This window comes from Kitasatospora sp. LaBMicrA B282 (genome assembly GCF_050325825.1).
GTDB lineage: Bacteria > Actinomycetota > Actinomycetes > Streptomycetales > Streptomycetaceae > Kitasatospora.
Genome location: NZ_JBNQTI010000148.1, coordinates 1 through 24,201, shown reverse-complemented (window position 1 = coordinate 24,201; position 24,201 = coordinate 1). Strand labels below are relative to the sequence as shown.

The 24,201-nt window shown below is 74.4% G+C and carries 20 protein-coding genes; 15 read left to right on the top strand and 5 right to left on the bottom strand.

Translation table 11 applies throughout. The annotated features are described in order from the left end of the window. From ACQRUO_RS30485 to ACQRUO_RS30470, 4 genes are all read left to right on the top strand, one after another. Nucleotides 1-746: hypothetical protein (locus ACQRUO_RS30485; protein ID WP_428319343.1), on the top strand; the 746-nt coding region annotated here is incomplete at its 5' end. Nucleotides 747-793: 47 nt separating this feature from the next. Beyond that, the gene (locus tag ACQRUO_RS30480; protein ID WP_428319342.1) at nucleotides 794-2,089 is read left to right on the top strand and encodes a YcaO-like family protein; all 1,296 of its coding nucleotides are present in this window, start codon (nucleotides 794-796) and stop codon (nucleotides 2,087-2,089) included. Next, on the top strand, nucleotides 2,086-3,243 hold the full coding sequence (locus tag ACQRUO_RS30475) for a TfuA-like protein (RefSeq protein ID WP_428319341.1): 1,158 nt from the start codon (nucleotides 2,086-2,088) through the stop codon (nucleotides 3,241-3,243). The genes ACQRUO_RS30480 and ACQRUO_RS30475 overlap by 4 nt, the downstream gene beginning before the upstream one ends. 321 nt (nucleotides 3,244-3,564) lie before the next feature. Next, nucleotides 3,565-3,726 carry a hypothetical protein gene (locus tag ACQRUO_RS30470; RefSeq protein WP_428319340.1) on the top strand — a complete coding sequence of 54 codons (162 nt, stop codon included), beginning with the start codon at nucleotides 3,565-3,567 and terminating at the stop codon, nucleotides 3,724-3,726. A 55-nt stretch (nucleotides 3,727-3,781) separates the two neighbouring features. Here the strand turns inward: ACQRUO_RS30470 and ACQRUO_RS30465 are convergent, their stop codons facing one another. The 4 genes from ACQRUO_RS30465 to ACQRUO_RS30450 all read right to left on the bottom strand — a co-directional run bounded on the left by ACQRUO_RS30465 (nucleotide 3,782) and on the right by ACQRUO_RS30450 (nucleotide 8,066). Continuing rightward, nucleotides 3,782-5,125 (bottom strand): helix-turn-helix domain-containing protein, encoded by a 1,344-nt coding sequence (locus ACQRUO_RS30465; protein WP_428319339.1) that lies wholly within the window; start codon nucleotides 5,123-5,125, stop codon nucleotides 3,782-3,784. A gap of 75 nt (nucleotides 5,126-5,200) precedes the next feature. After that, nucleotides 5,201-6,274, bottom strand: a complete 1,074-nt coding sequence (locus tag ACQRUO_RS30460) for a class I SAM-dependent methyltransferase (RefSeq protein ID WP_428319338.1) — start codon at nucleotides 6,272-6,274, stop codon at nucleotides 5,201-5,203. Next, entirely contained in the window at nucleotides 6,271-7,104 is an 834-nt protein-coding gene (locus ACQRUO_RS30455; RefSeq protein ID WP_428319337.1) for a phytanoyl-CoA dioxygenase family protein, read from the bottom strand. The genes ACQRUO_RS30460 and ACQRUO_RS30455 overlap by 4 nt, the downstream gene beginning before the upstream one ends. A gap of 32 nt (nucleotides 7,105-7,136) precedes the next feature. Then, a complete protein-coding gene (locus ACQRUO_RS30450) occupies nucleotides 7,137-8,066 on the bottom strand; it encodes a nucleoside-diphosphate kinase (RefSeq protein ID WP_428319336.1) in 930 nt (309 codons plus the stop codon). A gap of 211 nt (nucleotides 8,067-8,277) precedes the next feature. Between ACQRUO_RS30450 and ACQRUO_RS30445 the strand changes: the two genes are divergently transcribed. The 10 genes from ACQRUO_RS30445 to ACQRUO_RS30400 all read left to right on the top strand — a co-directional run bounded on the left by ACQRUO_RS30445 (nucleotide 8,278) and on the right by ACQRUO_RS30400 (nucleotide 20,394). Beyond that, entirely contained in the window at nucleotides 8,278-9,189 is a 912-nt protein-coding gene (locus ACQRUO_RS30445) for a hypothetical protein (RefSeq protein ID WP_428319335.1), read from the top strand. Next, on the top strand, nucleotides 9,186-9,650 hold the full coding sequence (locus ACQRUO_RS30440) for a cupin domain-containing protein (RefSeq protein ID WP_428319334.1): 465 nt from the start codon (nucleotides 9,186-9,188) through the stop codon (nucleotides 9,648-9,650). Before ACQRUO_RS30445 ends, ACQRUO_RS30440 begins: the two co-directional genes overlap by 4 nt. Then, nucleotides 9,647-10,939: a hypothetical protein gene (locus ACQRUO_RS30435; protein ID WP_428319333.1), complete on the top strand. Its 1,293-nt coding sequence runs from the start codon at nucleotides 9,647-9,649 to the stop codon at nucleotides 10,937-10,939. The genes ACQRUO_RS30440 and ACQRUO_RS30435 overlap by 4 nt, the downstream gene beginning before the upstream one ends. After that, the gene (locus ACQRUO_RS30430) at nucleotides 10,936-11,628 is read left to right on the top strand and encodes a DUF6939 family protein (RefSeq protein WP_428319332.1); all 693 of its coding nucleotides are present in this window, start codon (nucleotides 10,936-10,938) and stop codon (nucleotides 11,626-11,628) included. Before ACQRUO_RS30435 ends, ACQRUO_RS30430 begins: the two co-directional genes overlap by 4 nt. A gap of 30 nt (nucleotides 11,629-11,658) precedes the next feature. Then, the gene (locus ACQRUO_RS30425) at nucleotides 11,659-13,041 is read left to right on the top strand and encodes a phenylacetate--CoA ligase family protein (RefSeq protein ID WP_428319331.1); all 1,383 of its coding nucleotides are present in this window, start codon (nucleotides 11,659-11,661) and stop codon (nucleotides 13,039-13,041) included. Then, a complete protein-coding gene (locus tag ACQRUO_RS30420) occupies nucleotides 13,028-14,590 on the top strand; it encodes a hypothetical protein (RefSeq protein WP_428319330.1) in 1,563 nt (520 codons plus the stop codon). Before ACQRUO_RS30425 ends, ACQRUO_RS30420 begins: the two co-directional genes overlap by 14 nt. A 5-nt stretch (nucleotides 14,591-14,595) precedes the next feature. After that, the gene (locus ACQRUO_RS30415) at nucleotides 14,596-16,221 is read left to right on the top strand and encodes an Ldh family oxidoreductase (RefSeq protein ID WP_428319329.1); all 1,626 of its coding nucleotides are present in this window, start codon (nucleotides 14,596-14,598) and stop codon (nucleotides 16,219-16,221) included. A 26-nt stretch (nucleotides 16,222-16,247) separates the two neighbouring features. Further along, on the top strand, nucleotides 16,248-17,042 hold the full coding sequence (locus tag ACQRUO_RS30410; RefSeq protein WP_428319328.1) for an HpcH/HpaI aldolase family protein: 795 nt from the start codon (nucleotides 16,248-16,250) through the stop codon (nucleotides 17,040-17,042). A 159-nt stretch (nucleotides 17,043-17,201) separates the two neighbouring features. After that, entirely contained in the window at nucleotides 17,202-18,923 is a 1,722-nt protein-coding gene (locus ACQRUO_RS30405; protein ID WP_428319327.1) for a proline--tRNA ligase, read from the top strand. Nucleotides 18,924-19,152: 229 nt separating this feature from the next. Continuing rightward, nucleotides 19,153-20,394 (top strand): Ig-like domain-containing protein, encoded by a 1,242-nt coding sequence (locus ACQRUO_RS30400; protein WP_428319326.1) that lies wholly within the window; start codon nucleotides 19,153-19,155, stop codon nucleotides 20,392-20,394. A 101-nt stretch (nucleotides 20,395-20,495) separates the two neighbouring features. Here ACQRUO_RS30400 and valS read toward each other — a convergent pair whose 3' ends face one another. Continuing rightward, on the bottom strand, nucleotides 20,496-23,084 hold the full coding sequence (gene valS / locus ACQRUO_RS30395) for a valine--tRNA ligase (protein WP_428319325.1): 2,589 nt from the start codon (nucleotides 23,082-23,084) through the stop codon (nucleotides 20,496-20,498). 394 nt (nucleotides 23,085-23,478) lie between these two features. Here valS and ACQRUO_RS30390 point away from each other — a divergent pair. Continuing rightward, a partial coding sequence (locus tag ACQRUO_RS30390; protein ID WP_428319324.1) for a DUF2617 family protein occupies nucleotides 23,479-24,201 on the top strand: 723 nt, incomplete at its 3' end.

The window sequence follows — 24,201 nt, the reverse complement described above, 5'->3', positions numbered from 1 at the left end:
CGGCCGAGGCCGCCCCGGTGGCACCCGCCCGCCCCGCGACCGCGCCGAACGCGAGCCCCGGCACCACCCCCGCGGCACCGGTCGACCCGCACGCCGCCCGCCGCCGGCTCTACGCCCGGCTGGTCACCCGCGCCGTCGACGGCGGCGACCACCCGCCGGCCCGCCGCGAGCTGGCGACCCGCCTCGCGCAGCGCGCCGAAGCCGCCGTGCTCCCCGGCACGCCCACCGCCGGTGACCTCGAACTCGACCGCCAGTTCGCCGAGTTCCTCGCCGACACGCTCGCGCTGCGCGGACCCGACGCGCACGACTACCTCAGCGGCACCACCGGCTACAGCCCCGAGGAGCCCACCGGCCTGCGCCACCTGTGCGGCTACCGGCTGCTGCGGCTGCGGGTGGTCTCCCGCGAGGTGCCCGGCGGCACGCTGGCGCTGCTGGTCTGCGAGCGCTGCGGCACCGCGCACACCCTGCCGCCGACCGCGCGGCCGCCGCGCCTGTCCGTCACGGCCGACGCGCTGACCCTCACCTTCCCCGAACCACTGCGCACCGGCGGCTGGTACGCCGCCGCGCGCCAGCCGATCGGCGGCCGCCCCGAGGCCAAGGCACCGGTGCGCCCGCTCGCCCCCGGCACCACCCGGCTGACCGTGCCGCTGCCCGCCGACCGCGCGCCGGGCCTGCGCCGCTTCGCCGTCGCGGTGGTCGCCGACGGCGACCTGGGCATCCACCAACTCCCGCTCGTCAACCCGTGAAGAACCCCGGAGCACCGGGCAGCATCTCTGAAAGGCGGTCACCTCGCATGGAAGCGCTCACCGTCCGCTGGGACAAGGACCATCGCGACGGCACCCACCGGTCCCGGGCGCCCGCCGAGACCCTGGCCGACTACGGCTCGCGGATGCGGCGGATGGGCATCACCCGGCTGGCCAACATGACCGGCCTGGACTGGCTGGGCATCCCGGTCTACAACGCGATCCGCCCCAACTCCCGTTCGCTGTCGGTCTCCCAGGGCAAGGGGGTGGACCACGACGCGGCCAAGGTGTCGGCCCTGATGGAGTCGATCGAGTACTGGCACGCGGAGTACTTCGAGGGCGCGTTGCGCCACGAGTCGCACCGCGAACTGAGCCGCCGGCTGCCCGTCCTGGACGTCACCCGGCTGCCGCTGCGCGGCGGCCTGGACACGGTCGGCGAGGGCTCCCGGGAGACCCCGGCGCGCGCAGTGCTCCGCACCGACCTGCCGATGCTCTGGACCGAGGGCTTCGACCTGCTGGAGCAGCGGCCGCTCTGGCTGCCGTACGAGAACGTCCGGCTGAACAAGGTGGGCATCGACTACGCCGCCACCACCTTCCGGGTCAGCTCCAACGGCCTGGCCTCCGGCAACAACCTGGTCGAGGCCGTCATCCACGGGATCTGCGAGCTGGTCGAGCGCGACGCCCTGACCATGTGGTGGCAGGGCATCACCAGCCCGGCCGACATCGAGACCGGCAAGCTCGACCTGGCCACGGTCACCGACCCGGTCTGCCGGGGCCTGCTGGACGCCCTGGAGGCCGGCGGCATGCAGGTCGCGGTCTGGGACGTCACCTGCGACACCGGCGTCCCCACCTTCCAGTGCTGCGTGGTGGAGGCCGCCGACCGGGTGGCCTGGCGCTCGTTCGGCGCCTGCTGGGGCTACGGCACCCACACCTCGCCCCAGGTCGCGCTCTCCCGCGCGCTCACCGAGGCCGCGCAGAGCCGGATCACGGTGATCGCCGCCAGCCGGGACGAGAACTTCCGCACCATGTACGACGCCCAGAACAACGCGGCCACCCTGACCCGCACCCGGGACGTCTTCTTCGCCCGCCCGGGCACCAAGGCCTTCGACACCGCCCACACCATCGACCACCCGACGCTCAACCAGGACCTGGAGACGATCCTCGCCCGGTTGCGGACGGCCGGCATCGAGAACGTGGTGGCGGTCGACCTCACCAAGCCCGAGATCGGCATCCCGACCGCCAAGGTGGTCGTCCCGGACCTGGAGTTCTACTCCCTGTTCATCGGTTACACGCCGGGCAAGCGGGCCCGGCAGCGTCTGCTGCGCAACAAGGAGGCCGCCCGATGAGCGGTGTGCACGTCTTCCTGGGCCCGAGCCTGCCGGTGGAGCTCGCCCGCGCCGAGCTCGACGCCACCTACCACCCGCCGGTCAGCTGCGGGGACGTCACCGAGCTGGTGCTCGACCGCGAGCCGCCCGCCTGCATCGTGATCATCGACGGGCTCTTCGAGCAGGTCCCCACGGTGTGGCACAAGGAAATCCTGTTCGCGCTCAGCCGCGGCACCCGGGTCTTCGGGGCCTCCAGCATGGGTGCGCTGCGGGCCGCGGAGCTGCACGAGTTCGGCATGGACGGGGTCGGCGGGATCTTCGAACGGTTCGCCTCGGGCGAGTACCAGGACGACGACGAGGTGACCATCGTCCACGCCCCGGCCGAGGAGGGCTACCAGCCGCTCTCCGAGGCGATGGCCAACCTGCGCGCCGGCCTGGCCTCGGCGCTGGCGGCCGGGGCGATCACCGCGGCCACCCACGACCTGCTGGTGGCCGCCGCCAAGGGCACCTTCTACCCGGAGCGGTCCTGGGGCCAGGTGCACGCGAGCGGCAAGCAACTTGGCGTGCCGGCCGAGGAGTTGGCCGCCCTGCGGGAGCACGTCAGGACCGAGCGGCCGGACGCCAAGCGGGCGGACGCGCTCGCGGTGCTCCGGGAGGTGCGCGAGCAGCTGCGCCAGGGGCTGCGGCCACCGGTGGTGGACTTCGAGCTGGAGCCCACCTACTACTGGGAGAAGCTGCTGACCGTGGTGCGCCAGCAGCGCGCCGAGGCCGCGCTGCGCGAGCGCACCGCGGTGGCACCGGCCAGGCTCTACGACCACCTGGCCCAGCAGCAGCCCGAGGTGCTGCGGGCCGCGCTGTGCGACGTGCTGGTCGAGCAGGAGGCGGCGCGGCTGGGGCTGTTGGTCCCCGCGAAGGCGAGGCAGCAGCACCTGGAGCGGCTCACCGCCGAAGGGCTGCTGCCCGCGGAGCTGCTGCCGGCGCTGGCCGAACGGGAGGCCAGGACCGAGGCGCTCGCCCACCGGGTGCGGGCCTCGCTGGCGGAGCCGGTGCTCACCCAGCTCTCCCGGCGCGGGCTGGTCGAGCGGATCGGCGCCGCGGTGGCCGCCCCGGAGCGTCCCGCGGGCGAGGACGCGCCCGGCGCGGCACTGCCCAAGCCCGGCGGCCGCCGGGAGTGAGCCCGGGCCCGGCCGCCCGACTGCCCGACCGGCGGGCGACCGGACGACCGGACGACCGGACGGAGCGAAGCAGCACGGCGGAGGTGGCCCGCGCCACCTCCGCCGTGCTGCGTCCGGGTGCCGGCGCCGACCGCACCGCTGCCGGGGAATCCACCGCGGAATTCGGCCCGGCGACGGGGGATCCCGCGACCGTATATGTCCCGTTTACCAGGCGTCGAGTCACGTATACCGACCATAGATCGCGGCGACCTAGGGTTTCACTCGCGTCAGTGAAACGCGGCGGGCCGAGAAAGCCCGCTCACCCCCCTTGCAGGAGTTCCCATGCGTCGGCTTTCCACGGTCATGCTGTCCGTTCTCACCATGTTCGCCGTTGCCACCGGGGTGGCGACGGGCCCGGCCCTCGCCCAGGGTCGGACCCACGGCCCCGCGGTCCACGCCACCGCGGACCAGAAGCAGACCGCCGACTTCCCGGCCTGCTGCTGAGTCCTCGCGGTCGGCGGCCGGGTGCCCGGCTGTCACCGCCGCGCGTCGGGTGGGGTCAGGCCGAGGGGGCGGCCGGCTCCACCCGGCGCGGCAGCAGGTGGCCGCGCTGCCCCAGGCAGCGCATGCCCTGCTGGTAGGCCCAGACCGCCCGGTCGTTCTCGCCCGAGCGTTCCATGATCTCGGCGAGTTCGGCCCAGGCGAAGGCGGCCTGCCGGTCCGCGCCGGAGGCCTCGAGGGTGAGGGCCCCGCGCTCGTAGGCGTCCCGGGCCCCGGCCGCGTCGCCCAGTTCCAGCAGACCGGCCGCCAGCACCAGCAGCGTGCGGGCGGTCTCCAGGCGGTGCCCCGGGCCGAGCAGCTCCAGCGCCCGGCGGGCGTGCTCGACGGCCGCCCCGGCGTTCTCCGCCAGCAGCTCGGCGCGCGCCATCGCGGTGGCGCAGTAGGCCCGGTCGACGCTGCTGCCGTGCACCTCCAGCGTCTCGGCGCTCTGCCGCAGCAGTTCCTTGGCCTGCGCCACGTCCGGGGTGTCGCTCTGCAGCAGGACCGCGGCGTAGCCGTTGCGCAGCCGGGCCAGCGCCCGCTCGTTCTCCCCCTCGGCGTAGATCGCCAGGGCGCGCTGGACCAGGGCCAGCGCACTCTCCGAGTCGCCGCGCCGGTAGGCCACCAGGCTGGCGTTCCAGTAGATGGCGCCCAGCGCCTTCGGATCGCGCACCGCCTGGGCCTGCTCGATGCCGACGGTGGCCAGGTAGCCGGCGCGGTGCAGGTCGCCGCGCTCGGAGTGCAGGCCGATCAGGGTGGAGAGCAGCTCCATGCCCAGCACGGTCGGGACGATCCCCAGCCGCTGCACGTCCGCCAGGGTGGCCTCGGCCAGCTCGATGGCGTGCGAGAGGTCGCCGAGTTCGCGGTAGCAGCGGCAGAGCGCCACCACGATCGGCAGCCGGGTGGTGTCGGCCTGCGACAGCCTCGGGTCGGTGCGCAGCCGCTCGTAGCGGGTGACCGCCTCCTCCAGCCGGCCGGAGAGCTCCAGCGCCTGGGCGATCCCGAGCTCGGCCTGGGCCGCGACCTGGTCGTGCCCGGCCTGGGCGGCCCGGGCCTGCAGCTCGGTGTAGGCCGTGAGGGCCTGGGGGGCGTCGCCGTTGCGCAGCACGATCTCGGCGTAGCGCAGCTCCACCTCGGTGTCCTCGGTGCGGACCTGCTCCAGCAGGCTCAGCAGCAACTTGGGGTCACAGCCCAGGCGGTGGGCGATCTGTTCGACGACCCGCTCGGTGGGCGTGCGCTTGCCGGCCTCGAGCAGGGAGATGTAGCTCGGCGACAGGCCGTCGCCCGCCAGGTCGGCCTGCGACATCTTCGCCGCCCGCCGCAGCTCGCGGATCCGAGCTCCCAACTCTTCCAGGTTCGACACGACCGGCCCCTTCTTGACTGTGGCTGAAGACTAACAGTCGAGGGGCCGAGTCAAGCCGGGTTTGACGGGACTGGGTCACTTCCCGCGCACGGCGGCGAGCCGAAGGTAGCGGAAGCGTCCGGAGCGGTAAAGGCCCGCGGAGTCGCGTCCCACCCGGTCGCCGAAGAAGCGGGTGTAGGCCTGCCGGCCGGCGTCCGCCGGCAGCGCGGCCAGCAGCCGCGCCACCTGCGCGGGCAGCAGGTCCAGGGCGCGCAGCACCCCGTCGGTGATGTCCTCCTGCACCACCAGGTGCAGGCCGGCGGCAGTCACCCGGGCGGCCAGCCGGTCCACCTGGTCGGCCGGCCACTCGTCCGCGAAGAGCAGCCGCCCGCCCGGGCGCAGCACCCGCCGGGCCTCGGCGAAGAAGGCGTCGGGGTCGGCGAAGCAGTGCGCCGACTCCACGCTGACCACGGCGTCGAACGAGCCCGCGGCGAACGGCAGGTCCTCGGCCCGGCCCTGCTCGAAGCCGAGCCCAAGCCCCCGGTGGACCCGGCGGCAGAAGGCCACACTGGCCGGCGAGAGGTCCAGGCCGGTCGCGGAGCGGGCGCCGTGCACCCGGGTCAGCCGCTCGGTGCCGCCGCCGCGGCCGCTGCCCACGTCGAGCACCACCGCGCCGGCCAGCGCACCACCGGCCGCAGCACCGTCAGCCGCAGCACCGTCAGCCGGTGCCTCCGCACCGCCCACCACCAGGTCGTAGAGCCGGGCGGCGTACCGGCCCTGGTCCGCCCCGCCGGGCTGCGGCCCGGGCGCGGCGGGCTGCGCCACCGCACCGGCGGCGGCCGGCTGGTGGCCCATGTTCATGAAGGTGAACCAGTCGTCCGGGTGCAGCAGCAGCATCAGGTCGTACTTGGCCCGGTACAGCGAGGTCCGGTCGAGGGCGGGCAGCATCCGCTCGGCGGCGGCCCGGCAGTGGGCCGGCGCGGGCCGCAGGAGGTCGCCGACCCGGGCGGCGACGTGGTCGGCGGCCCGCTCCCAGCGGTCCGGGCCGGCCGCGGGCGCCCAGGTCAGCGCGTCGAGCAGGTGCAGCGCCTGTTCGGGCGTCAGCGGAGCGCAGCGCTCCGGCGTCAGCGGCGTGGCGCACCCGGGGTCCGGCGACCGGCGGTCCGTCACTTGGCCGGCTCGGCGAGGGTGTTCAGGCCGGCCCGGTCCGCACCGCTGACCACCACGCAGGCGTGGCCGGGGAAGTGCGGGCGGACCTTGACCGCCGGCAGGGTCAGTCGCACGGCCAGGCCCAGCCGGTCGGCGCCGGAGGTGTTCAGGCCGGAGGCGTGCAGCGCACGGTCGGTGAAGACCACGCACTGGCCCGGGCGCAGCGGCATCGACACCGCCCGCTCCTCGTCCACCTGCTCCCTGGGGATCAGCAGGGTGGCCCGCTTGCCCGGGCCCACCGGCTGGGCGGGCAGCACGGCCCGGGTGCCGGGGATGAAGCGGACGCAGCCGCTCTCCTCGGTCACGTCGCTGATCGCGATCCAGAAGGAGAAGTGCAGCGGCGGCTCCAGGCCGTACTCCTCGCCGGGCGCGTAGACCCCGCCCCAGTCCTGGTGCCACTGGAACTCCGGGCCGCCGTCGGCCTTGGCGATGAAGGTGGAGCGCCAGAGCAGCAGGTCCTCGCCGTACAGCTGCCGGGCCGCGGCCAGCAGGACCGGGTGGCTGCACAGGCGCTGGACCAGCGCCGAGTCCAGGTGCCGGCTCTCGATGAAGGGCACCGGGCTGGCGCCGCCGCGGCCGGCCACCAGGTTGGCCAGCCGGCCCTGGACCTGCTCGACCGGCGGGGCGGGGGCCCGGCCGGGGGTGGCCAGCACCTCCTCCAGGGCCGGGCGCAGCGCCGCCATCTCCTCGACGGACATCAGGGTGATCGGGCCGAGGAAGCCCTGCTCGCGGTACTGCGCGCACTGCTCGTCGGTCAGGACGGGCGCGTCGGTGCGGACGGGCGCGGTCATGGTGGCACCTGCCTTTCGGGTGGTCGTGCGGGTCAGATCTGCGCGGGTTCGAGCGGCCGGGCGGGCTCGGTCGAGGCGGCCCCGGCGGGCGCGGTGGGGTCCGGTGCCGCCGGCAGCGGCGGGTAGTACCGGGAGGTGGCCAGCACCAGGTGCTCCCACGGGTCGAGGACGACGCCCAGCTCGGCGAGGGCGGCCGGCTCCAGCGGGCGCGGCGGCTCGCCCGCGGCGGGCGCGGCGAGGAAGCCGTCCAGACCGTGCCCGGCCGGCAGCAGGCCGGCCAGCAGGTCCCCGCCGGCGGGCCGGCCCAGGCCCCGCAGGCCGGCGCGCGCGCACCAGTCGCCGGCCCGTTCGCGCCGGGCGGGCGACAGCTGCGGCCACAGTGCGGTCAGGATCCGGGACCGGACGCTGCCGAGCACGTCCTCGTAGATCCGCGGCTCGTGCGGCTGGGCCTGCTGGGCGATGTGCAGCGCGCGCTCCAGCGCGGCCGCGCCGCTCTCCAGCGGGCCGGGGCCGTCCTCGAGGAAGAGCGCCCCCTCGCGCGCGCTGTCCGCCGCGTCGTCCGAGGAGTGCACGATGTTGAGGATGGTGTTGATCGAGCCCAGGTCCTTGCGGATCGACCCGGCGGCCGCGTAGGCGGGATCGCCCCGGCCCTTGAGCCGGGCCAGGAGTCGGTGCACGTCCTCGGGCGGCAGGTCCGGGCCGCTCTGCACGGCCAGTGCGAGCAGCGGGCCGAGGGCGAAGAGCTCCGCCACCAGCCGGTAGAGCGCGGGGTCCCGGGCCACCGGCTCGTTGCGCCGGTGGAAGGCGTCCAGGTCGGCCGGGGCGGTCGGCCACAGCCGGTGGCCGGTGATCCGGAAGCCCGCCGACCGCACCCGGCCCACGATCTCCCCACCCAGCCGGCGCCGGATGGCGTCGGGGGTGACCAGCAGCAGGGCGGTCCTGCGGTAATCCAGGCCCGTCACCACGGCCCTCCTGTCTCCGGGGCACCCCCGAATCCACGGACAATTGGATTGTGACTGTAGCAGTCAAGTATCACCCCGACCAGCCCGACCAGGCCCGGGAGGAGGATATTGACTAGTCATCTTGACTCGCGAGTCAGTATCCGCCAGTGTGTGGACCGGGATACGTTCCGGTACACGCCTTCCGGCGGCCGGTGAAAGGACGGTGGCGGGCATGGACCCGGACGACGCGAGCTCGGACCTCTGGGCTCCGCACGGGATCACGGTCCTGGGAGCGGCTGCCGGCACCGGCAAGACCGGGGTCTCCATCGGCCTGCTGCGCAGCCTGCGCCGGCGGGGGGTGCCCTGCGAGCCGTTCAAGGCGGTGGCCGTGGTCACCCCGGACGACCCGGCCTACACCGCGGTGCCGCCGTGGCAGCGCGGGGTGCTGCACAACTGCTCGGCGGCGGGCCTCGAGGTCCGCTGGCGGCACAACCCGGTGGTGGTCGACCTGCCCCGGGTCGGCGCCCTCGAAGGCGACCTGTACGTCAAGGGTCGGCTGGTCGGCACCGCGCCGGTCGCGGGCGAGGACTGCCTGGACCCGTCCGCGCTGCCCGGCCCGCTGCGCCGGCAGTGCGAGGACGCGGTGCTGGAGGGCTACGAGCTCACCAGGGCCGGCGGCGCCTGGCTGCTGGTCGAGGGGGCCGCCGGAGCCGGCGAGCTGGACCCGGGCGACGACCTGGCCAACCAGGTGCTGCCCGCGCACGCCGGCCTCCCGGTGGTGCTGGTGACCAACCCGCGCCGCTCCGGCCACCTGGCCGCGCTCAGCGGGCTCACCCGCCTGCTGGCGCCCGAGCTCGCGGCGCTGCTGCTGGGCTACGTGCTCAACCAGGTCGGCGGCACCCCGCAGGCCCCGCTGCTGGCGGCCCGGCTGACCGCGGCCACCGGCCTGCCGATGCTCGCCGCGATCGCCAACTCCCCGCTCCCCGACGGGTACGACGGCTCCCTGCAGATGCTGGAGCGGCTGTACGACCGCCGCTGCCGCTACGTCGAGGCCTCCGGCCTGCTGGAGCGCGTCCCGCTGCCCGCCGACCACCGCTCGACCCCGCTTCCCTCCCTGAGCACCATCGAGGAGTTCACACCATGAGTCAGACCTTCCGTCCGGACGACCACATCAGGAACGTCCTCGAAGGGGCCCGCCGCACCATGTACGACGACGCGGGCGTGCGTCTGGAGGACATCACGGGCGTGGCGGGCGCCGGAGCCGTGATCGGCAACGGCCTGTCGATCGGCGTCGACCGGATCACCATGCTCCCCGGCACCGGCTTCCCGCTGCACGTCCACGAGGGCGCCCACCTGCTCTACGTGCTCAACGGGCGCGGGGCGCTGCACATCGACGGCCGCGACTACGTGCTGCGCACCGGCGACTCGATCTACGTCCCGGCCGAGTACCCGCACGGCGTGCAGGGCCCGATCGACGACAACCCGCTGGAGTTCCTGGCCTTCGGCGTGCCGCACCACCCGATCGACTCGCACACCCGGATGGTCCTGGTCCGCGACGACGAGGTGCTGGGCGGCGACGCGATGGAGCAGGCGGTGGCGCTGTGACCACCGCCGAGACCGCGACCACCGCGACCACCGCGACCCCGATCCCCGAGGTCCCCACCCCGGACGGCCCCGCCCACCTCCCGCTGCGCTGGGCGGACGGCGAGACCCCGTTCGTCCTGTGGCACTTCGACTTCGGCGGCGACCGCTGGGCGGCCGTCTACACCGGCGACCTGCACGACGGCCGGCCGGTGCCGCTGCGGATCGAGTCGGCCTGCCTCTTCGGCCACGTGCTGCGCTCGGCCCAGTGCGACTGCGGCTACCAGCTCGACGAGGCCATGCACACCTTCGCCCGGGACGGGCGCGGCCTGCTGATCTATGGCATCGACCAGGACGCCCGCGGCCTGGGCATCGCCGCGCACTTCGCCATCTACGCCATGCGCCAGCAGGAGAACCTCGACACCGAGGCGGTCTACCGCCGGCTGGACGCCCCGGTGGACGCCCGCTCCTACGAGCCGGTGGTGGCGATCCTGCGCCACCTGGGCGTCGACTCGGTGCGGCTGCTCAGCAACAACCGCCGCCGCGAGGACTTCCTGCGCGCGAACGGCGTCAGCGTCGAGCGCACGGCGATCGAGGCCCCGCTCGACATCCACAACATGAGCACGCTGATGCTGGAGAAGGAGGACCTGGACTACTCCTGGTCCTTCGAGACCCACGCCGACTGGCTGCAGCCGCTGCAGGACTCGGTGCTCTACCACCCGGACCGCTCGCGCGCGATCGCGGCCGTGCCCGGCACCGGCAGCACCACCGGGCCGATCGCCCAGGCCAAGGACGACGGCGCCTGGCAGCTGGCGGTGGACCTCGCCGCCGCGATGCCGGCCGAGCTGCCCGAGGGACCGCTGGTGGTCTACCTGACCGACCTGCCGCGCGCCGACGAACTGGCCGTCTACGCGGGCCTGGGGACCGCCGCCGTGGTGGTGCCGTTCGCCGACATCCCCGCGCCGCTGCGCCGGGCCGCCGCCGAGGCGGGCATCCGCCTGGTCGACTGGGAGCGCCGCAACGCCTACCCCTACCGCCGGCCGCAGTGGCTGCTGGTGGACCGTCAGGACGGGCTCGACGTCTACGTCCGGGACGGCCGGGTGCGCTGCGTACTGGCCGCACCGGAGCCCGCGCAGCTCGACCGGTTCGCCGAACTGCGCGGGCGGAGCGGCCCGTTCAGCGCGGCCGGCCAGGAGCACAGCGGCCCCGCCGGCTGCTGGCTGGAGCTGCTGCCGGCCACCGGCCAGACCCCGGTCGAGGTCGCCGCAGCCGTGGTCGCCGCCTGGACCGCCGCCCCCGCACCGGCCCGGTGACCGCCGCCGGGCACCGCCCGCCGCCCGCCCGCTGCCGGGCGGTGAGCCGGCCCGAGGGCCTGGCGTTGGCCGGCACCGACGTGTTGCGGGTGGACACCGCCGCGGCCGCACCGGCCGACATGCGGCGGTTCGTGACGATGAACCCGTTCCACTTCGACCCCGCCTGGCGCATCCCGGTCCCCGGCAGCGACCACCGCTCCTGCTCGATGGAGAGCGTCTGGCAGGCGCAGAAGCTGGTCGACGGGTGCACGGACCCGACGCTGTTCGAGCGCCCGCCGGTCAAGCGCCCGCCGGACGACCAGCGCGGTGCCGGCTTCGACTACCGGGCCTCCGCGTTCCGGTACGACGACCGGGTGCTCGACCTGGTCAGCGCGCGCTACCTGGTCTACCTGCCCGCCTACCTGTACCTGCTGGAGCACCTGGTGCCGGAGCCGGTGGTGCAGGAGATCACCGGCGCCCTGGCCGCCGGGCGCGAGGTGGTCTTCTACGACTGGGACGAGAACCACGACATCGAGGAGAGCGGCAGTTCGTTCAGCCACTCCGCGATCCTCGCGGCCTGGTTCGGCGGTCGGCTGGCCGAGGAGTTCCTCCGGCGGCGCGACCGCTGGCTGGCCGACCACCCCGACCTGCCGACCACCGGTACCGATCCGTTCCCCCTCACCCGCTACCAGCGGCTGCACCGCCACTGAGCGGCCGCCGTCACCGAAAGGTCGCCCGCCATGCACCTGCACCGAGGACTCGCCAACTCCCTGTACTGGCAAGAACAGCGCCTGCGCGGCCGGGCCCCCGTCAAGGAGCGCCTGGCCTGGCTGCGGGCGAACCAGGAGCGCACCCCGGAGGAGATCGCCGAGCTCCAGTTCGAGAAGCTGCGGGCGACGGTGCAGCACGCCTACCGCACGGTGCCGTACTACCGGCGGGTGATGGACGAGCGCGGCATCAGGGACCTGGAGTCCCCGGCCGACCTGCGCAAGCTGCCGCTGCTCAGCCGCGACGTGCTGCTCAACGAGCAGCAGGACCTGCTGTCCAGCGAGGCCGACCGGGACAGCCTCCAGGTCAACTACTCCTCCGGCTCCACCGGCCGGCGCGCCCAGTTCCAGCAGGACCTGGACTTCCGACTGTGGATGCGCGCCCACCAGCTGCGCACCTACGAGTGGTGCAGCGGTTGGCAGTTGGGCGACCCGTTCGTGCTGCTCTGGGGCTCCGAGATCTACTGGTCGTTCAAGCAGCTGATCGACCGCACCGAGAACCTGATCTCCAACCGGCGCGAGTTCAACACCTTCCGGCTGTCGCCGCAGCTGGTGAGCTCGGTGCTGGACAAGCTGGTGCGCTTCCAGCCGCACCTGGTCAGCACCTACTCCAACGCGATGCACCTGATCGCCAAGGAGGCCGAGCGCCGCAACCTGCAGATCCCCGGCCTGCGCGCGGTGCAGGGCACCTCTGAGCCGCTGCCCCCGGCGCTGCGCGAGACCATCGGCCGGGTGCTGGGGTGCGACGTCTACGACAAGTACGGCATGCGCGAGACCAACATCGTCTCCCACGAACAACCCGGCGGAGGACCGATGCTCATCCAGGCGGAGAACGTCTTCGTGGAGTTCATCGACGAGAACGGCGAGCCGTGCCAGGACGGCCAGCGCGGCCGGATGGTGATCACCACCCTCAACAACAACTCGATGCCGCTGATCCGCTACGAGACCAGCGACCTGGCCGCCCCGCTGGCCCGCACCGCCGACACCACGCTGCCCTACCCGTGCATGTCCTCGGTGGCCGGCCGGCTGCAGGACCTCATCCTCACCCCCGACGGCAACCACATCGACGCCTACCTCTTCTCCTACCTGTTCATGCGCTTCCCCGAGGTGCACTGGTTCCAGGTGGTGCAGAGCGAGCCGGACCGCCTGCAGATCAAGGTCTACACGCCCGAGGGCCTGCGCAAGGGCACCGCGACCGAGCTGACCGAGCGGATCCACCACCACACCGGCTACCCGTTCAAGGTGGAGTTCGAGAGCCTGCGCCGGATGCCCGAGTCCTCCACCGGCAAGTTCCGGCTCTGCGTCTCCGAGCTCGGCACCGTCACCGGTCAGGAGCCCGCCCATGTCGGAGCTTGACCGCCTCGGCCTGCCCGTCCTGGACCCCGCCGCACTGCCCGGCCCGCCCGCCCCGGTCGCCGCCACGCTGCCCTGGCAGCCGCCGCACGACGGCAGCACGGTCCGGGCGTTGGCGGACACCGCGCTCGGTGACCCGTCCTTCGACCTGGGCCGGTTCGCCCGCTGGCTGCGCGAGGCGGACGTCCTGGACCAGGACCCGATCGAGCTGCCCGGGGCCACCGTCACGCTGCCCCACGGGATGCGGCTGATCCGCCGGTTCGACGAACTGGCCATGCGCACCTACGAGCAGGCCGGCTTCGAGCAGTACGACTACCCGATGCTGGTCCCCGACTCGGTGCTCACCCCGACCCGGCGGATCATGCCGCTGGACGGCGCGCTGGTGTACGCCGGCGACGACGAGGACTGGGCGGCCGGCCGCAAGCGGATGGTGCTCACCCCCACCGGCGAGGGCGCGGTCTACACCCACTGGGCCAAGCTGGTCCGCACCCGCCAGGACCTGCCGCTGCTGACCTACCGCCGGGCGCGCTACTTCCGCCCCGCCCGCTCGGGGCGCAGCGTGTTCCGGGCGATCGAGGCCCCCGACATCTTCGAGTTCCAGGCCTGCTACGCCGACCGGGCCGAGGCCGAGCAGGGCCTGCGGACCGCGGTGGCGATGGCCCGCACGCTGGCCGAGCGGATGCACGTGCCGGTGCTCTGGTCCCGCCGGCCGCCGTGGACCAACAACGAGGGCGTCTCGGAGACCACCATCGGCGGCGACGTCCCGCTGCCGCACGGCGGCACCCTCCAGGTCGGCTGCCTCTACGACCAGGGACAGCGCTTCTCCCGGGTCTACGACGTGGGCTTCCGCGACGGTGCCGAGCGGCACCACACCCACCACGTCACCGGCGCGCTCACCCGGCGCCTGGTGCTCACCCACCTGATGCTCGGCATGGACGCGGACGGCGAACTGCTCGTCCACCCGGACCTGGCACCCACCCAGGTGGCCCTGACCCTCACCACCGAGGACGCCCGGGACCGCGCCGAGGCCGAGCAGCTGGTCGCCCGGCTCACCGAGGCGGGCCTGCGCTGCGAGCTGCGGATCGCCCCGGCCCGCGGGGCGGCCGGGCGGCTGCACCGCCGCTGGCGCCGCCAGGGCGTGCCGCTGCGCGTCTACCTGCAGCCGCGCCGCGACCCGGCGGACCGGATCCGGGCCGTGGTGGTCCGCGCGGACACCCGCGAGGAGGCCGTGCTGCTGCCCGAGCACCTGGCCGACCTGGCCGAGCCGCTGGTGCCCGCGGTGGCGGAGGTCGGCCACGGCTACCGCCGGCGCGCCTTCGGGTTCGCCGCCGACCAGTGCCACCCCGCCCACGACGAGGCCGCCGTGCGCAAGGTGCTGGCCCAGCGCGCGGTGGCGCTGACGCCGCTGGCGGCCACCAAGGAGGCCGTGGTCACGGTCGCCGGCTGGGGGCTGGGCGAGGTGCTCGGCTTCCGGGAGTCCGCGAGCCCGGCGCCGTGCGCGGTCACCGGGGTGCCGACCACCACGCTCGCCTACGTCTCCCCGCGGGTGTGACGGCCGTGGCGCGGGACCTGCCCGCCGCCGGGCGGCCGCCGGTGCGGATCGTCGTGGTCACCGGCGCGCCCGGCGCGGGCAAGACCGAGGTCGGCCGCCGCCTGGTGCGCCGCTACCGCTGCCCGGCCGCGCTGATCGACACCGACGCGGTCGCCGACATCTACCCGTGGCGGGCCGACGAGAAGCTGACCGAGCTGATCGGCCGCAACCTGCGCGCCTGCCTGCGCTCCTACCTGGACTGGGGCGCGCGGGTCGTGGTGCTGAGCGGGGTGCTGCTGCCCGGCCGCACCCTCGACCAGTTCGCCGACCTGATCGCCGACCCCGGGCTGGACTGGGTCAGCTACGGGCTGCAGGCCCGGCCCGAGCGGCTGGCCGCCCGGATCCTGGCCGACACCAAGGTCCAGGAGGCCGACGGGCGGATGTCCTGGAGCCACCTGGACCGGGAGCTGCCCGGGGTGGCGGGGATCCGCCTGGTCGACACCAACGAGCTGACGCTGGACCAGGTGGTGGACCGGATCGCCGCCGCCGAGGCCGCCGACCTGGGCGCCGACCTGGTGCCGGGCACCGCCGCGGCGCCCAGCGCCGGCCCGGTCCGCCGGGTGGGCGTCACCGAGGCGGCCGAGGTCTGCACGGCCGCGCTGGCGAACGCCGGCTTCCCCGCGGCCCTGGCCGCCGAGGCCGCCGCCGAGCTGGTCGACGCCGAGCTCGCCGGCCAGGCCTCGCACGGCCTGCTGCGGGTCCCGGAGTACCTGGCCGCGGTGGCCGCCGGCCAACTGGACCCGACGGCCACGCCCACCGTGCACCGCACCGGCGAGGGGGCGGTGCTGGTGGAGGGTGAGCGGGCCCCGGGGGTGCTGGTGCGCCGCCACCTGGTCGAGGAGCTGGCGAAGGCGGCGACCGGCGGCCCGGTGCTGGTGGGCCTGCGCGCCGCCGGGCACCTGGGCCGGCTGGCGCCGCTGGCCCGCGAGGTCGCCGGGCGCGGCCTGGCGCTGGTCGGGTTCGTCAACTTCTGCGGCGCCGGGCAGAAGGTCGCCCCGGCCGGCGGCAGCACCGGGCGCTGGGCCACCAACCCGGTGGTGCTGGCCTGCCCCGCACCGCCCGGCCCGCCGCTGGTGATCGACCTGAGCACCAGCGCCGCCGCCGAGGGCGTGGTCCGGGCCGCCCTGCTGGCCGGCCGCACGGTGCCGCACGGACTGCTGGTCGGCCCGACCGGCGCCTCGGTCACCGATCCGGCGCTGCTGTACACCGACCCGCCCGGGGCCGCGCTGCGCCCGCTGGGCGGGGTGGCCGAGCACAAGGGCCACGCGCTGGCCGCCTTCGTCGAGACGATGGCCGGCATCGTGGCCGGGGCCGGGCACGCCGCCGAGCCCCAGGCCCCCGGCAACGGGGCGCTCTTCCTGGCCTTCCCGGTCGAGGCCCTCGGCCGGCGGGCCGCGCACGTCGGACAGGCGGTGTCGCGCCTGGAGGAGCACCTGCGGGCCGCCGCCCCCGCCCCGGGGCGGCCGGCGCCCAGGCTCCCCGGACGGGGCGCGCACCCCGGCGAACGCGCCGACCACCTCACCGTGCCGAGCGCGCTCTGGTCCGAGCTGCACGACCTCGCCCGGCCCGCCCGCCTGCCCACCACCGGCTGACCGCCCGCCCCCGAAGGAGTTCCCCGATGTCCGTTCCGGTGTCCGTCCCGGCGCACCCCTTGCTGCACCGTCCGGCCCTCGCCGAGGCCCTGGCGGCGCCGGGGCCGGCGTTCGGCCTCTTCCTGCTCAGCGGCAGCAGCCTGCTCGCCGAGCTGTGCGGCACCCTGCCGCTCTCCTGGGCCGTGCTGGACCTGGAGGCCGGCCCGCTGGCCGGGCCCGACCTGCGCCACCAGCTCCAGGCGCTGACCGGCTCGCCGGTGGTGCCGCTGGTCCGGGTGCCGCACCTGCAGCAGCACCACATCGAGCACGCCCTCGACCTGGGCGCCGCCGGGGTCATGGTGCCCAAGGTGGACACCGCCGAGCAGGCGGCGGCCGCGGCATCCGCCTGCCGGTTCGCCCCCGAGGGCAGCCGCGGCGTCAACCCGGTGCGGGCCTCGGGCTACTTCACCGACGTGGCCGACTACCTGGCCCGGGCCAACGCGCAGACCTCCTGCCTCGTGCAGATCGAGTCGCCGCAGGGCGTCGCGGAGGCCGAGCGGATCGCGGCGGTGCCCGGCGTGGACGCGCTCTTCCTGGGCATGGGCGACCTCGCGCTGGCCCTCGGGCAGCCCGGGGAGGTCACCGGACCGGCCATGGACGAGGCCCGGGCGGCGGTGCTCAAGGCGGCGGCCGCGCACGGCAAGGCGGCCGGCATCTTCGCCTACAGCCTCGAGCTGGCCCGGCAGTACGCCGCGGAGGGGTTCCAGCTGATCGCCTTCGGCAACGAGGTCAAGCTGCTGCGCGAGGCGGTGCTGTCGGCGCTGGCCGAGCTGCGCGACTGAGCCGGGCGGCGCGACCGGCACCGGGCCAGGGCCAGGCCCGGGCCGGGGCCGGGCCGGGGCCGGGTCGCGCGACCGACCGGCCGTGCGGCGGATCCACTACCGTTCCCCTGACGGAACCCACACCGCACGGCTACCGAACTGACAAGGAAGACACTGCAGATGCGCTGGTCCCAGATGTACGCCCCCACGCTCCGCGAGGACCCCGCGGACGCCGATGCCGCCAGCCACCGCCTGCTGGTGCGCGCCGGCTTCGTCCGCCAGCTGATGGCCGGGCACTACTCGCTGCTCCCGCTGGCCGCCCGGGTGCGCGGGAAGATCATCGGGATCGTGCGCGAGGAGATGGGCCGGATCGGCTCGCAGGAGTGGCTGCTGCCGGCCATGCACCCGGCCGAGATCTGGCAGCGCTCGGGCCGCTGGGAGGTGATGGGCGACGAGATGTTCCGCCTCAAGGACCGCAAGGGCGCCGACCTGGCCCTGGGCATGACCCACGAGGAGATCTTCACCACCCTCGCCGGGGAGCTCTCCTCGTACCGCCAGCTGCCGCAGATGTGGTACCAGTTCCAGACCAAGTTCCGCGACGAGCCCCGCCCCAAGTCGGGCCTGCTGCGGGTGCGCGAGTTCACCATGAAGGACTCCTACAGCTTCGACCTGGACCAGGCCGGGCTGGACCGCTCCTTCGACCTGCACTACGAGGCCTACACCCGGATCTTCGCCCGGATCGGCGTGCCGGCGATCCCGGTGCAGGCCTCCAGCGGTGCGATGGGCGGCTCCGCCTCGGTGGAGTTCATGTCGCCCACCGAGGCCGGCGAGGACCTGGTCGCGCACTGCCCCGGCTGCGGCTACGCCGGCAACGTCGAGAAGGCGACCTCGGCGCTGGCGCCGGTCGAGGACCCGGAGGGCCTGGCGGCCCCCGAGCCCTTCGACACCCCGGACGCCCGCACCATCGAGGAGCTGGCCACCCGTCACCAGGTGCCGGCCGAGCGCCAGATCAAGACCCTGGTCTACGTGGTGGACGGCACCCTGACGCTGGTCCTGATGCGCGGCGACCACAGCCTGATCGAGCAGAAGCTGCTGGACAGCGCGGGTGCGGTGGCCGCCCGCCCGGCCACGCCCGAGGAGATCCAGGCCGCGCTCGGCGCCGCGCCCGGCAGCCTCGGTGCGGTCGGCGTGACCGGGCTGCCGGTGCTGGCGGACGAGGCGCTGCGCGGCCGGCGGGCGATGACCACCGGCGCCAACCGCGACGGGGTGCACCTGCGCGGCGTCGACCTCGAGCGCGACATCACGGTCACCCGCTGGGCCGACCTGCGCGAGGTGCACGCCGGCGAGCCCTGCGCGACCTGCGGGCAGCCGCTGCAGGTGGTCCGCACCGTCGAGGTCGGCCACATCTTCAAGCTGGGCTACAAGTACACCGAGTCGCTGGACATCACCGTGCTGGGCCCGGACGGCGACCGGGTGAAGCCGATCATGGGCAGCTACGGGATCGGCGTCGAGCGGGCGATCGCCGCGGTGGTGGAGACCCACCACGACGAGAAGGGGATCGTCTGGCCGGTCTCCGTCGCGCCCTTCGAGGTGGTCATCGTCCCGATCGGCAAGGCCGACGAGGAGACCACCAAGGTCGTCGACGGGCTCTACACCGGCCTGCGGGACGCCTCGGTCGACGTGCTGCTCGACGACCGCGACGAGCGCCCCGGGGTGAAGTTCGCCGACATCGAGCTGGTCGGCATCCCCTACCGGGTCACCGTCGGCCCGCGCGGCCTGAAGGAGGGCGTGGTCGAGCTGGTCGACCGGGCCACCGGCACCACCGTGCAGGTGCCGGTCGCCGAGGCCACCGCGACCATCGTGGCCGAGCTGGACAAGGCCCGGGCGGCCCTGGCCAGCTGACCGCCCCGGCCCGCTGGTTCGGGCCCGAAGCACCGCGCACCCCGGCCGACTCGTGGTCCGGCCGGGGTGCGCGTTGCCGTTCCGTTCCCGGCGAATGTCCGGATTCGGTGACAGTCGCCCGGAGCGGAGCAACGCAACGGGTGATCGGTGCGTCAGAAGGTGCGGGATCGAAGGGGCGCGGGCTCCGAACGATCGTGGACCGAGCTGAGCCCACTGGGGGGAACGCACCATGCAGTCGATACACATACGTGCCACGGGTCGCCGGGCCACCGCGACGGCGCTGCTGCTGGGTGGCGTGTTGCTGCTGTCGACGGCCTGCACCTCGGGGGGTGGCACGCACCCGGGCGGCAGCGACGCCAAGGGGGGCGGGCCGAGCGCCGCGGGTGGCTCGCCGTCGTCCTCGGCCGCACCGAAGACCTCGGCCGCGGTGGTGGACGTGGAGCCCAAGAACGGCGCGCAGAACGTGGCGCCGAGCGGGGCCCTGAAGGTCTCGGTGACCAGCGGCAAGCTCACCCAGGTCGCGGTGACCGGGCCGGACGGCAAGCCGGTGGCCGGCACGGTGGCCACCGACGGACTCACCTGGGCGCCGTCCGGCGCACTGGCCGTGGGGGCGGCCTACCAGGTGAACGCGCAGGCCGTGGACGCCAACGGCGTGGCCACCAGCACCACCAGCGACTTCACCACGCTGAAGCCGACCAAGACGGCGCGCACCATCGACAACATCCAGACCGGCGAGACGTACGGCGTCGGCATGATCATCCGGGTCGACTTCCAGCAGAAGGTCGTCGACAAGCAGGCCGCGCAGCAGGCGATCACGGTGGAGGCCTCGGACGGCACCCAGGTCAAGGGCCACTGGCTGAACGACGACAACTGGCTGGACCTGCGCCCGGAGACCTACTGGAAGCCCGGCACCAAGGTGACGATCCACTACCGCACCTCGAACGTGCAGATCTCCCCCGGCGTCTACGGCAACTCCGACCGGGACGAGTCCTTCACCATCGGCCGCTCCAAGATCAGCACGGTGGACGCCGCGACCCACATGATGAACGTGGTCGAGGACGGCAAGGCGCCGAAGGACATCGCGATCACGGCCGGCGCGCCCGACAACCCGTCGTGGAACGGCACCATGGTGGTCTTCGAGAAGGACCGCACAGAGGTCATGGACTCGTCCACCACCACCATCAAGGGCGCCGGCTACAAGACCACCGAGCCGCACGCGCTGAAGATCACCGACACCGGCTCCTACGTGCACGGCAACCCCAAGGCCAACGAGTGGGCCGGCAAGGCCAACATCAGCCACGGCTGCATCGGCCTGCCGGACAGCGAGGCCGGCGACGACAACTCGGTGGCGGGCCAGTTCTACGCCGACTCGATCATCGGCGACGTGGTGATCGTGAACCACTCCACCGGCGGGCAGGTCGCGGCGGACAACGGCCTGGGCGGCTGGAACGTGCCGTGGGCCCAGTGGTAAACCGGTTCAACCGGTAGGCCGGGCCAACTACCCGGCTGCGCAAGGACGATGAGGGGCACCGACCGGATCGCGGTCGGTGCCCCTGCGGCATTTCGCGGCTCCTAGAGCTCGACGGCGACCGTCAGCTCGCTGCCCACTGCGGTGGTGGCGGTGGCGATGGCCGGCCGCGCGATCCGGCCCGCCGCGCAGACGTCGTCGCGGACCAGCTCCAGCAGCGCCAGCGCCGCGGCGGGGCCGCTGACCAGCACCCGGGCCGGCTCGACCCGCATCGACACCTTCGCCTGCGACTTGGCCTTCCGGACCGCCCCGATCACCAGGGCGGCCGCGGCCAGCACCGCCGGGTCACCGCCGCCCGCCCGGGCACGCAGCCCGGCGGCGTCCGGCCAGTCGGCCCGGTGCACCGAACCCGGCTGCCACCAGGACCAGACCTCCTCGGTGGCGAACGGCAGGTACGGCGCGAACAGCCGCAGCAGCACCGAGAGCGCCTCGGTCAGCGCGGCCCGGGCCGAGTCGACGGCGACCGCGGACCGCCCGCCGTAGGCGCGGTCCTTGACCAGCTCCAGGTAGTCGTCGCAGAACCGCCAGAAGAACCGCTCGGCCGCCTCCAGCGCCGCCGTGTGGTCGAAGGCCTCCAACGCGGCCGTGGCCGCCTCGACCACCGCGGCGAGTTCGACCAGCAGCGCCCGGTCCAGCGGCTCGGTGACCCGCGCCCCCGGCGTCGGTGCGCCGAGGCCCAGCACGAACCGGCCCGCGTTGAGCAGCTTGACGGCCAGCCGGCGCCCGATCCGCATCTGCCCGGTGTCGAAGGCGGTGTCGGTGCCGGGACGACCGCCGGCCGCCCAGTAGCGGACCGCGTCCGAGCCGTGCTCGACCAGCAGCGCGGCCGGGGTGACCACGTTGCCCACCGACTTGGACATCTTCTTGCGGTCCGGGTCGAGGATCCAGCCGGAGATCGCGGCGTGCCGCCAGGGCAGCACGCCCTGCTCGCCGTGGGCGCGGAGCACCGCGGCGAAGAGCCAGGTGCGGATGATCTCGTGGGCCTGCGGGCGCAGGTCCATCGGGAAGACCCGGGCGAACAGGTCCGGGTCGCTCTCCCAGCCGGCCGCGATCTGCGGGGTGAGCGAGGAGGTGGCCCAGGTGTCCATCACGTCCGGGTCGGCGGCGAACCCGCCCGGCCGGCCGCGCTGGTCGGCCCGGTAGCCGGCCGGGACCTCGCTGCTCGGGTCGACCGGCAGCGCCGCCTCGGGCGGGGTGAGCGGGCTGTCGTAGCGCGGGCGGCCCTGGTCGTCGAGCGGGTACCAGACCGGGAACGGGACGCCGAAGAACCGCTGCCGGCTGATCAGCCAGTCACCGTTCAGGCCGTTCACCCAGGCGTCGTACCGGGCCTTCATGTGCGCCGGATGCCAGGACAACTCAGCCCCGCGGTCCAGCAGTTCGGCGCGCAGCCGGTCGTCCAGACCGCCGTTGCGCAGGTACCACTGGCGGGTGGTGACGATCTCCAGCGGCTGCTCGCCGCGCTCGAAGAACTTCACCGCGTGCCGCAGCTCGCGGACCTCGCCGAGCAGGTCGCCGCTCTCCCGCAGCAGCCCGGCGATCCGCTCCCGGGCGGTGCGGACGGTGGCGCCGGCCAGCTCCCAGTAGGCCGCGAGGGCCCGCTCGGTGGTCAGATGGGCGGGCGGCTCGGCGGCGAGCCGGCCGTCGCGGCCGAGCACCGGCCGGGTCGGCAGCCGCAGCTCGCGCCACCAGAGCACGTCGGTGGTGTCGCCGAAGGTGCAGACCATGGCGATCCCGGTGCCCTTCGCCGGGTCGGCCAGCCGGTGCGCCAGCACCGGGACCTCGACGTCGAAGAGCGGGCTGCGCACGGTGCGGCCGATCAGCTCCGCGAACCGCGGGTCCTCGGGGTGCGCGACCAGGGCGACGCAGGCGGGCAGCAGCTCGGGACGGGTGGTGTCGACCTCGACCGGTGCGAGCGCGGGATCCGGCCGCCCGTCGTCCCCGAGCAGGGTGAAGCGCAGCCGGTGGAAGGCGCCCGGGCGCTCCCGGTCGACCAGTTCGGCCTGGGCGACGGCGGTGCGGAAGGTGGTGTCCCACAGCGTCGGCGCCTCGGCCAGGTAGGCCTCGCCGCGGGCCAGGTTGCGCAGGAAGGCCCGCTGGGCGGCGGCCCGCGCGCCGTCGCCGATCGTCCGGTAGGTCAGCGCCCAGTCGACGGAGAGGCCGAGGCTGCGCCAGACCTGCTCGAACGCCTGCTCGTCGAGGCCGGTCAGGCGCTCGCACAGCTCGATGAAGTTGCGCCGGGAGATCGGCAGTTGCTGCTTGCCGGGGCGCTGCGGCGGGGTGAAGTCGGGGTCGTGCGGCAGCGTCGGGTCGCACCGGACGCCGTAGTGGTTCTGCACCCGGCGCTCGGTGGGCAGGCCGTTGTCGTCCCAGCCCATCGGGTAGAAGACGGCCCGGCCGCGCATCCGCTGGTAGCGGGCGACGATGTCGGTGTGGGTGTAGGAGAAGACGTGGCCGATGTGCAGCTCACCGCTGGCGGTGGGCGGCGGGGTGTCGATCGAGAAGACCTCGGCCCGTGGCCGGGTGCGGTCGAAGCGGTATACCCCCGCCTCGTCCCAGCGTCGCGCCCACTTCTCTTCGAGCCCCGTGAGCGAGGGCTGTGGCGGCACGTCCCAAGGACGAGTTGGCTCTGTCATGCCACCCGATGCAACCACGGACGCCGGGCCCGCCCAACCCGTTTTTTCCGGCCGCCCGGCGTGCGGGGGTGGGCGTGCGCGTGCGTGCACCCGGCTCGCGACCGGCCCGCGCGGCGCACACACCGGTCCTGGCAGCGCGCGACGAGCAATCTCGTTCACCGGCCCGGTCAGACCCGACCAGGCACTACGCCCAGAACGGTGAATGTGCAACAAGAATGGGTAAATCCCTGACGGACCCGGAGAATTCGTGCTTCTCTGCTGCTGAATCTCCAGCCGGAATCCTTCCTTCCACGGTCGGCCGCGTCCGGGACCGCACAGCCACGAACCTCCTCGACTTCGGCCGAGTCGGGGGCTGCACGGCGGGCGCGTACGGAGCTGAATTTCGGAGCCCACCATGCTCACCACACTGCAGACCTCCTATACCGACACCCGAGCCGGTGACCTGGCCTGGTGTCTCGGCGGCGGACCCCTGCCCGCGCTCGCGGTGCGCGACCTGCCGCTGCCGGGGCCGGCCGGCCTGACGCCGTTCGCCCCGGCCGACGGGACCGACGGAACCGGTCGCGGGGACGCCAGGGCCGGCCGGGGAGCCGGCGCGCGGCGGGGCAGAGCGGGCAGAGCGGGCGGGCCGACGGGCAGAACCGGGCCGGCGGGCACCCTGCAGCTGCGCCTGCTGGGCGCCTCGCACCAGGTGGTGATCACGGCCGGGCCCGGCGAGTGCCTGGAGACGGTGGCCTGCCTGCCGGGCCGGCGGACCCCGCTGCCGGCCCGGGTGGCCGAGCAAGTCGCGGGCTGGGAGTACGAGTTCGCGGCCCGGATCGAGTCGTTGCCGCCGCACGTCTTCGCCGCCCGGGCGCAGGAGATCCTGGCCCTGGTGGACGAGCACCCGCGCGGCCTGGCCGGCGTCTTCCCCGGCGACCCGAGCGCCTTCACCGCCCTGGTGGCGCACGGCAACGCCGAACGGGTGCTCTGGCGCACCTGGCACGCCTACCCGCAGGAGGGGCGGCTGGTCTGCACCCGTTCCTCGCTGGTGCTGCGCGGCCCGCTGGTCGGCCCGGCGGCGGGCGGGGCGGCCGAGCCCACCGCCGGGCCGGGCACCGGGCCCGGCGGTGCGGGCGCT

What these genes read in the sequence shown, in the direction of transcription:
- ACQRUO_RS30420 (WP_428319330.1), top strand. Translation starts at nt 13,028, where the DNA reads ATGTCGGAGCTTGACCGCCTCGGCCTGCCCGTCCTGGACCCCGCCGCA.
- ACQRUO_RS30410 (WP_428319328.1), top strand. Translation starts at nt 16,248, where the DNA reads ATGTCCGTTCCGGTGTCCGTCCCGGCGCACCCCTTGCTGCACCGTCCG.
- ACQRUO_RS30400 (WP_428319326.1), top strand. Translation starts at nt 19,153, where the DNA reads ATGCAGTCGATACACATACGTGCCACGGGTCGCCGGGCCACCGCGACG.
- ACQRUO_RS30455 (WP_428319337.1), bottom strand. Translation starts at nt 7,104, where the DNA reads ATGACCGCGCCCGTCCGCACCGACGCGCCCGTCCTGACCGACGAGCAG.
- ACQRUO_RS30425 (WP_428319331.1), top strand. Translation starts at nt 11,659, where the DNA reads ATGCACCTGCACCGAGGACTCGCCAACTCCCTGTACTGGCAAGAACAG.
- ACQRUO_RS30440 (WP_428319334.1), top strand. Translation starts at nt 9,186, where the DNA reads ATGAGTCAGACCTTCCGTCCGGACGACCACATCAGGAACGTCCTCGAA.
- valS (WP_428319325.1), bottom strand. Translation starts at nt 23,084, where the DNA reads ATGACAGAGCCAACTCGTCCTTGGGACGTGCCGCCACAGCCCTCGCTC.
- ACQRUO_RS30405 (WP_428319327.1), top strand. Translation starts at nt 17,202, where the DNA reads ATGCGCTGGTCCCAGATGTACGCCCCCACGCTCCGCGAGGACCCCGCG.
- ACQRUO_RS30470 (WP_428319340.1), top strand. Translation starts at nt 3,565, where the DNA reads ATGCGTCGGCTTTCCACGGTCATGCTGTCCGTTCTCACCATGTTCGCC.
- ACQRUO_RS30480 (WP_428319342.1), top strand. Translation starts at nt 794, where the DNA reads ATGGAAGCGCTCACCGTCCGCTGGGACAAGGACCATCGCGACGGCACC.
- ACQRUO_RS30445 (WP_428319335.1), top strand. Translation starts at nt 8,278, where the DNA reads ATGGACCCGGACGACGCGAGCTCGGACCTCTGGGCTCCGCACGGGATC.
- ACQRUO_RS30475 (WP_428319341.1), top strand. Translation starts at nt 2,086, where the DNA reads ATGAGCGGTGTGCACGTCTTCCTGGGCCCGAGCCTGCCGGTGGAGCTC.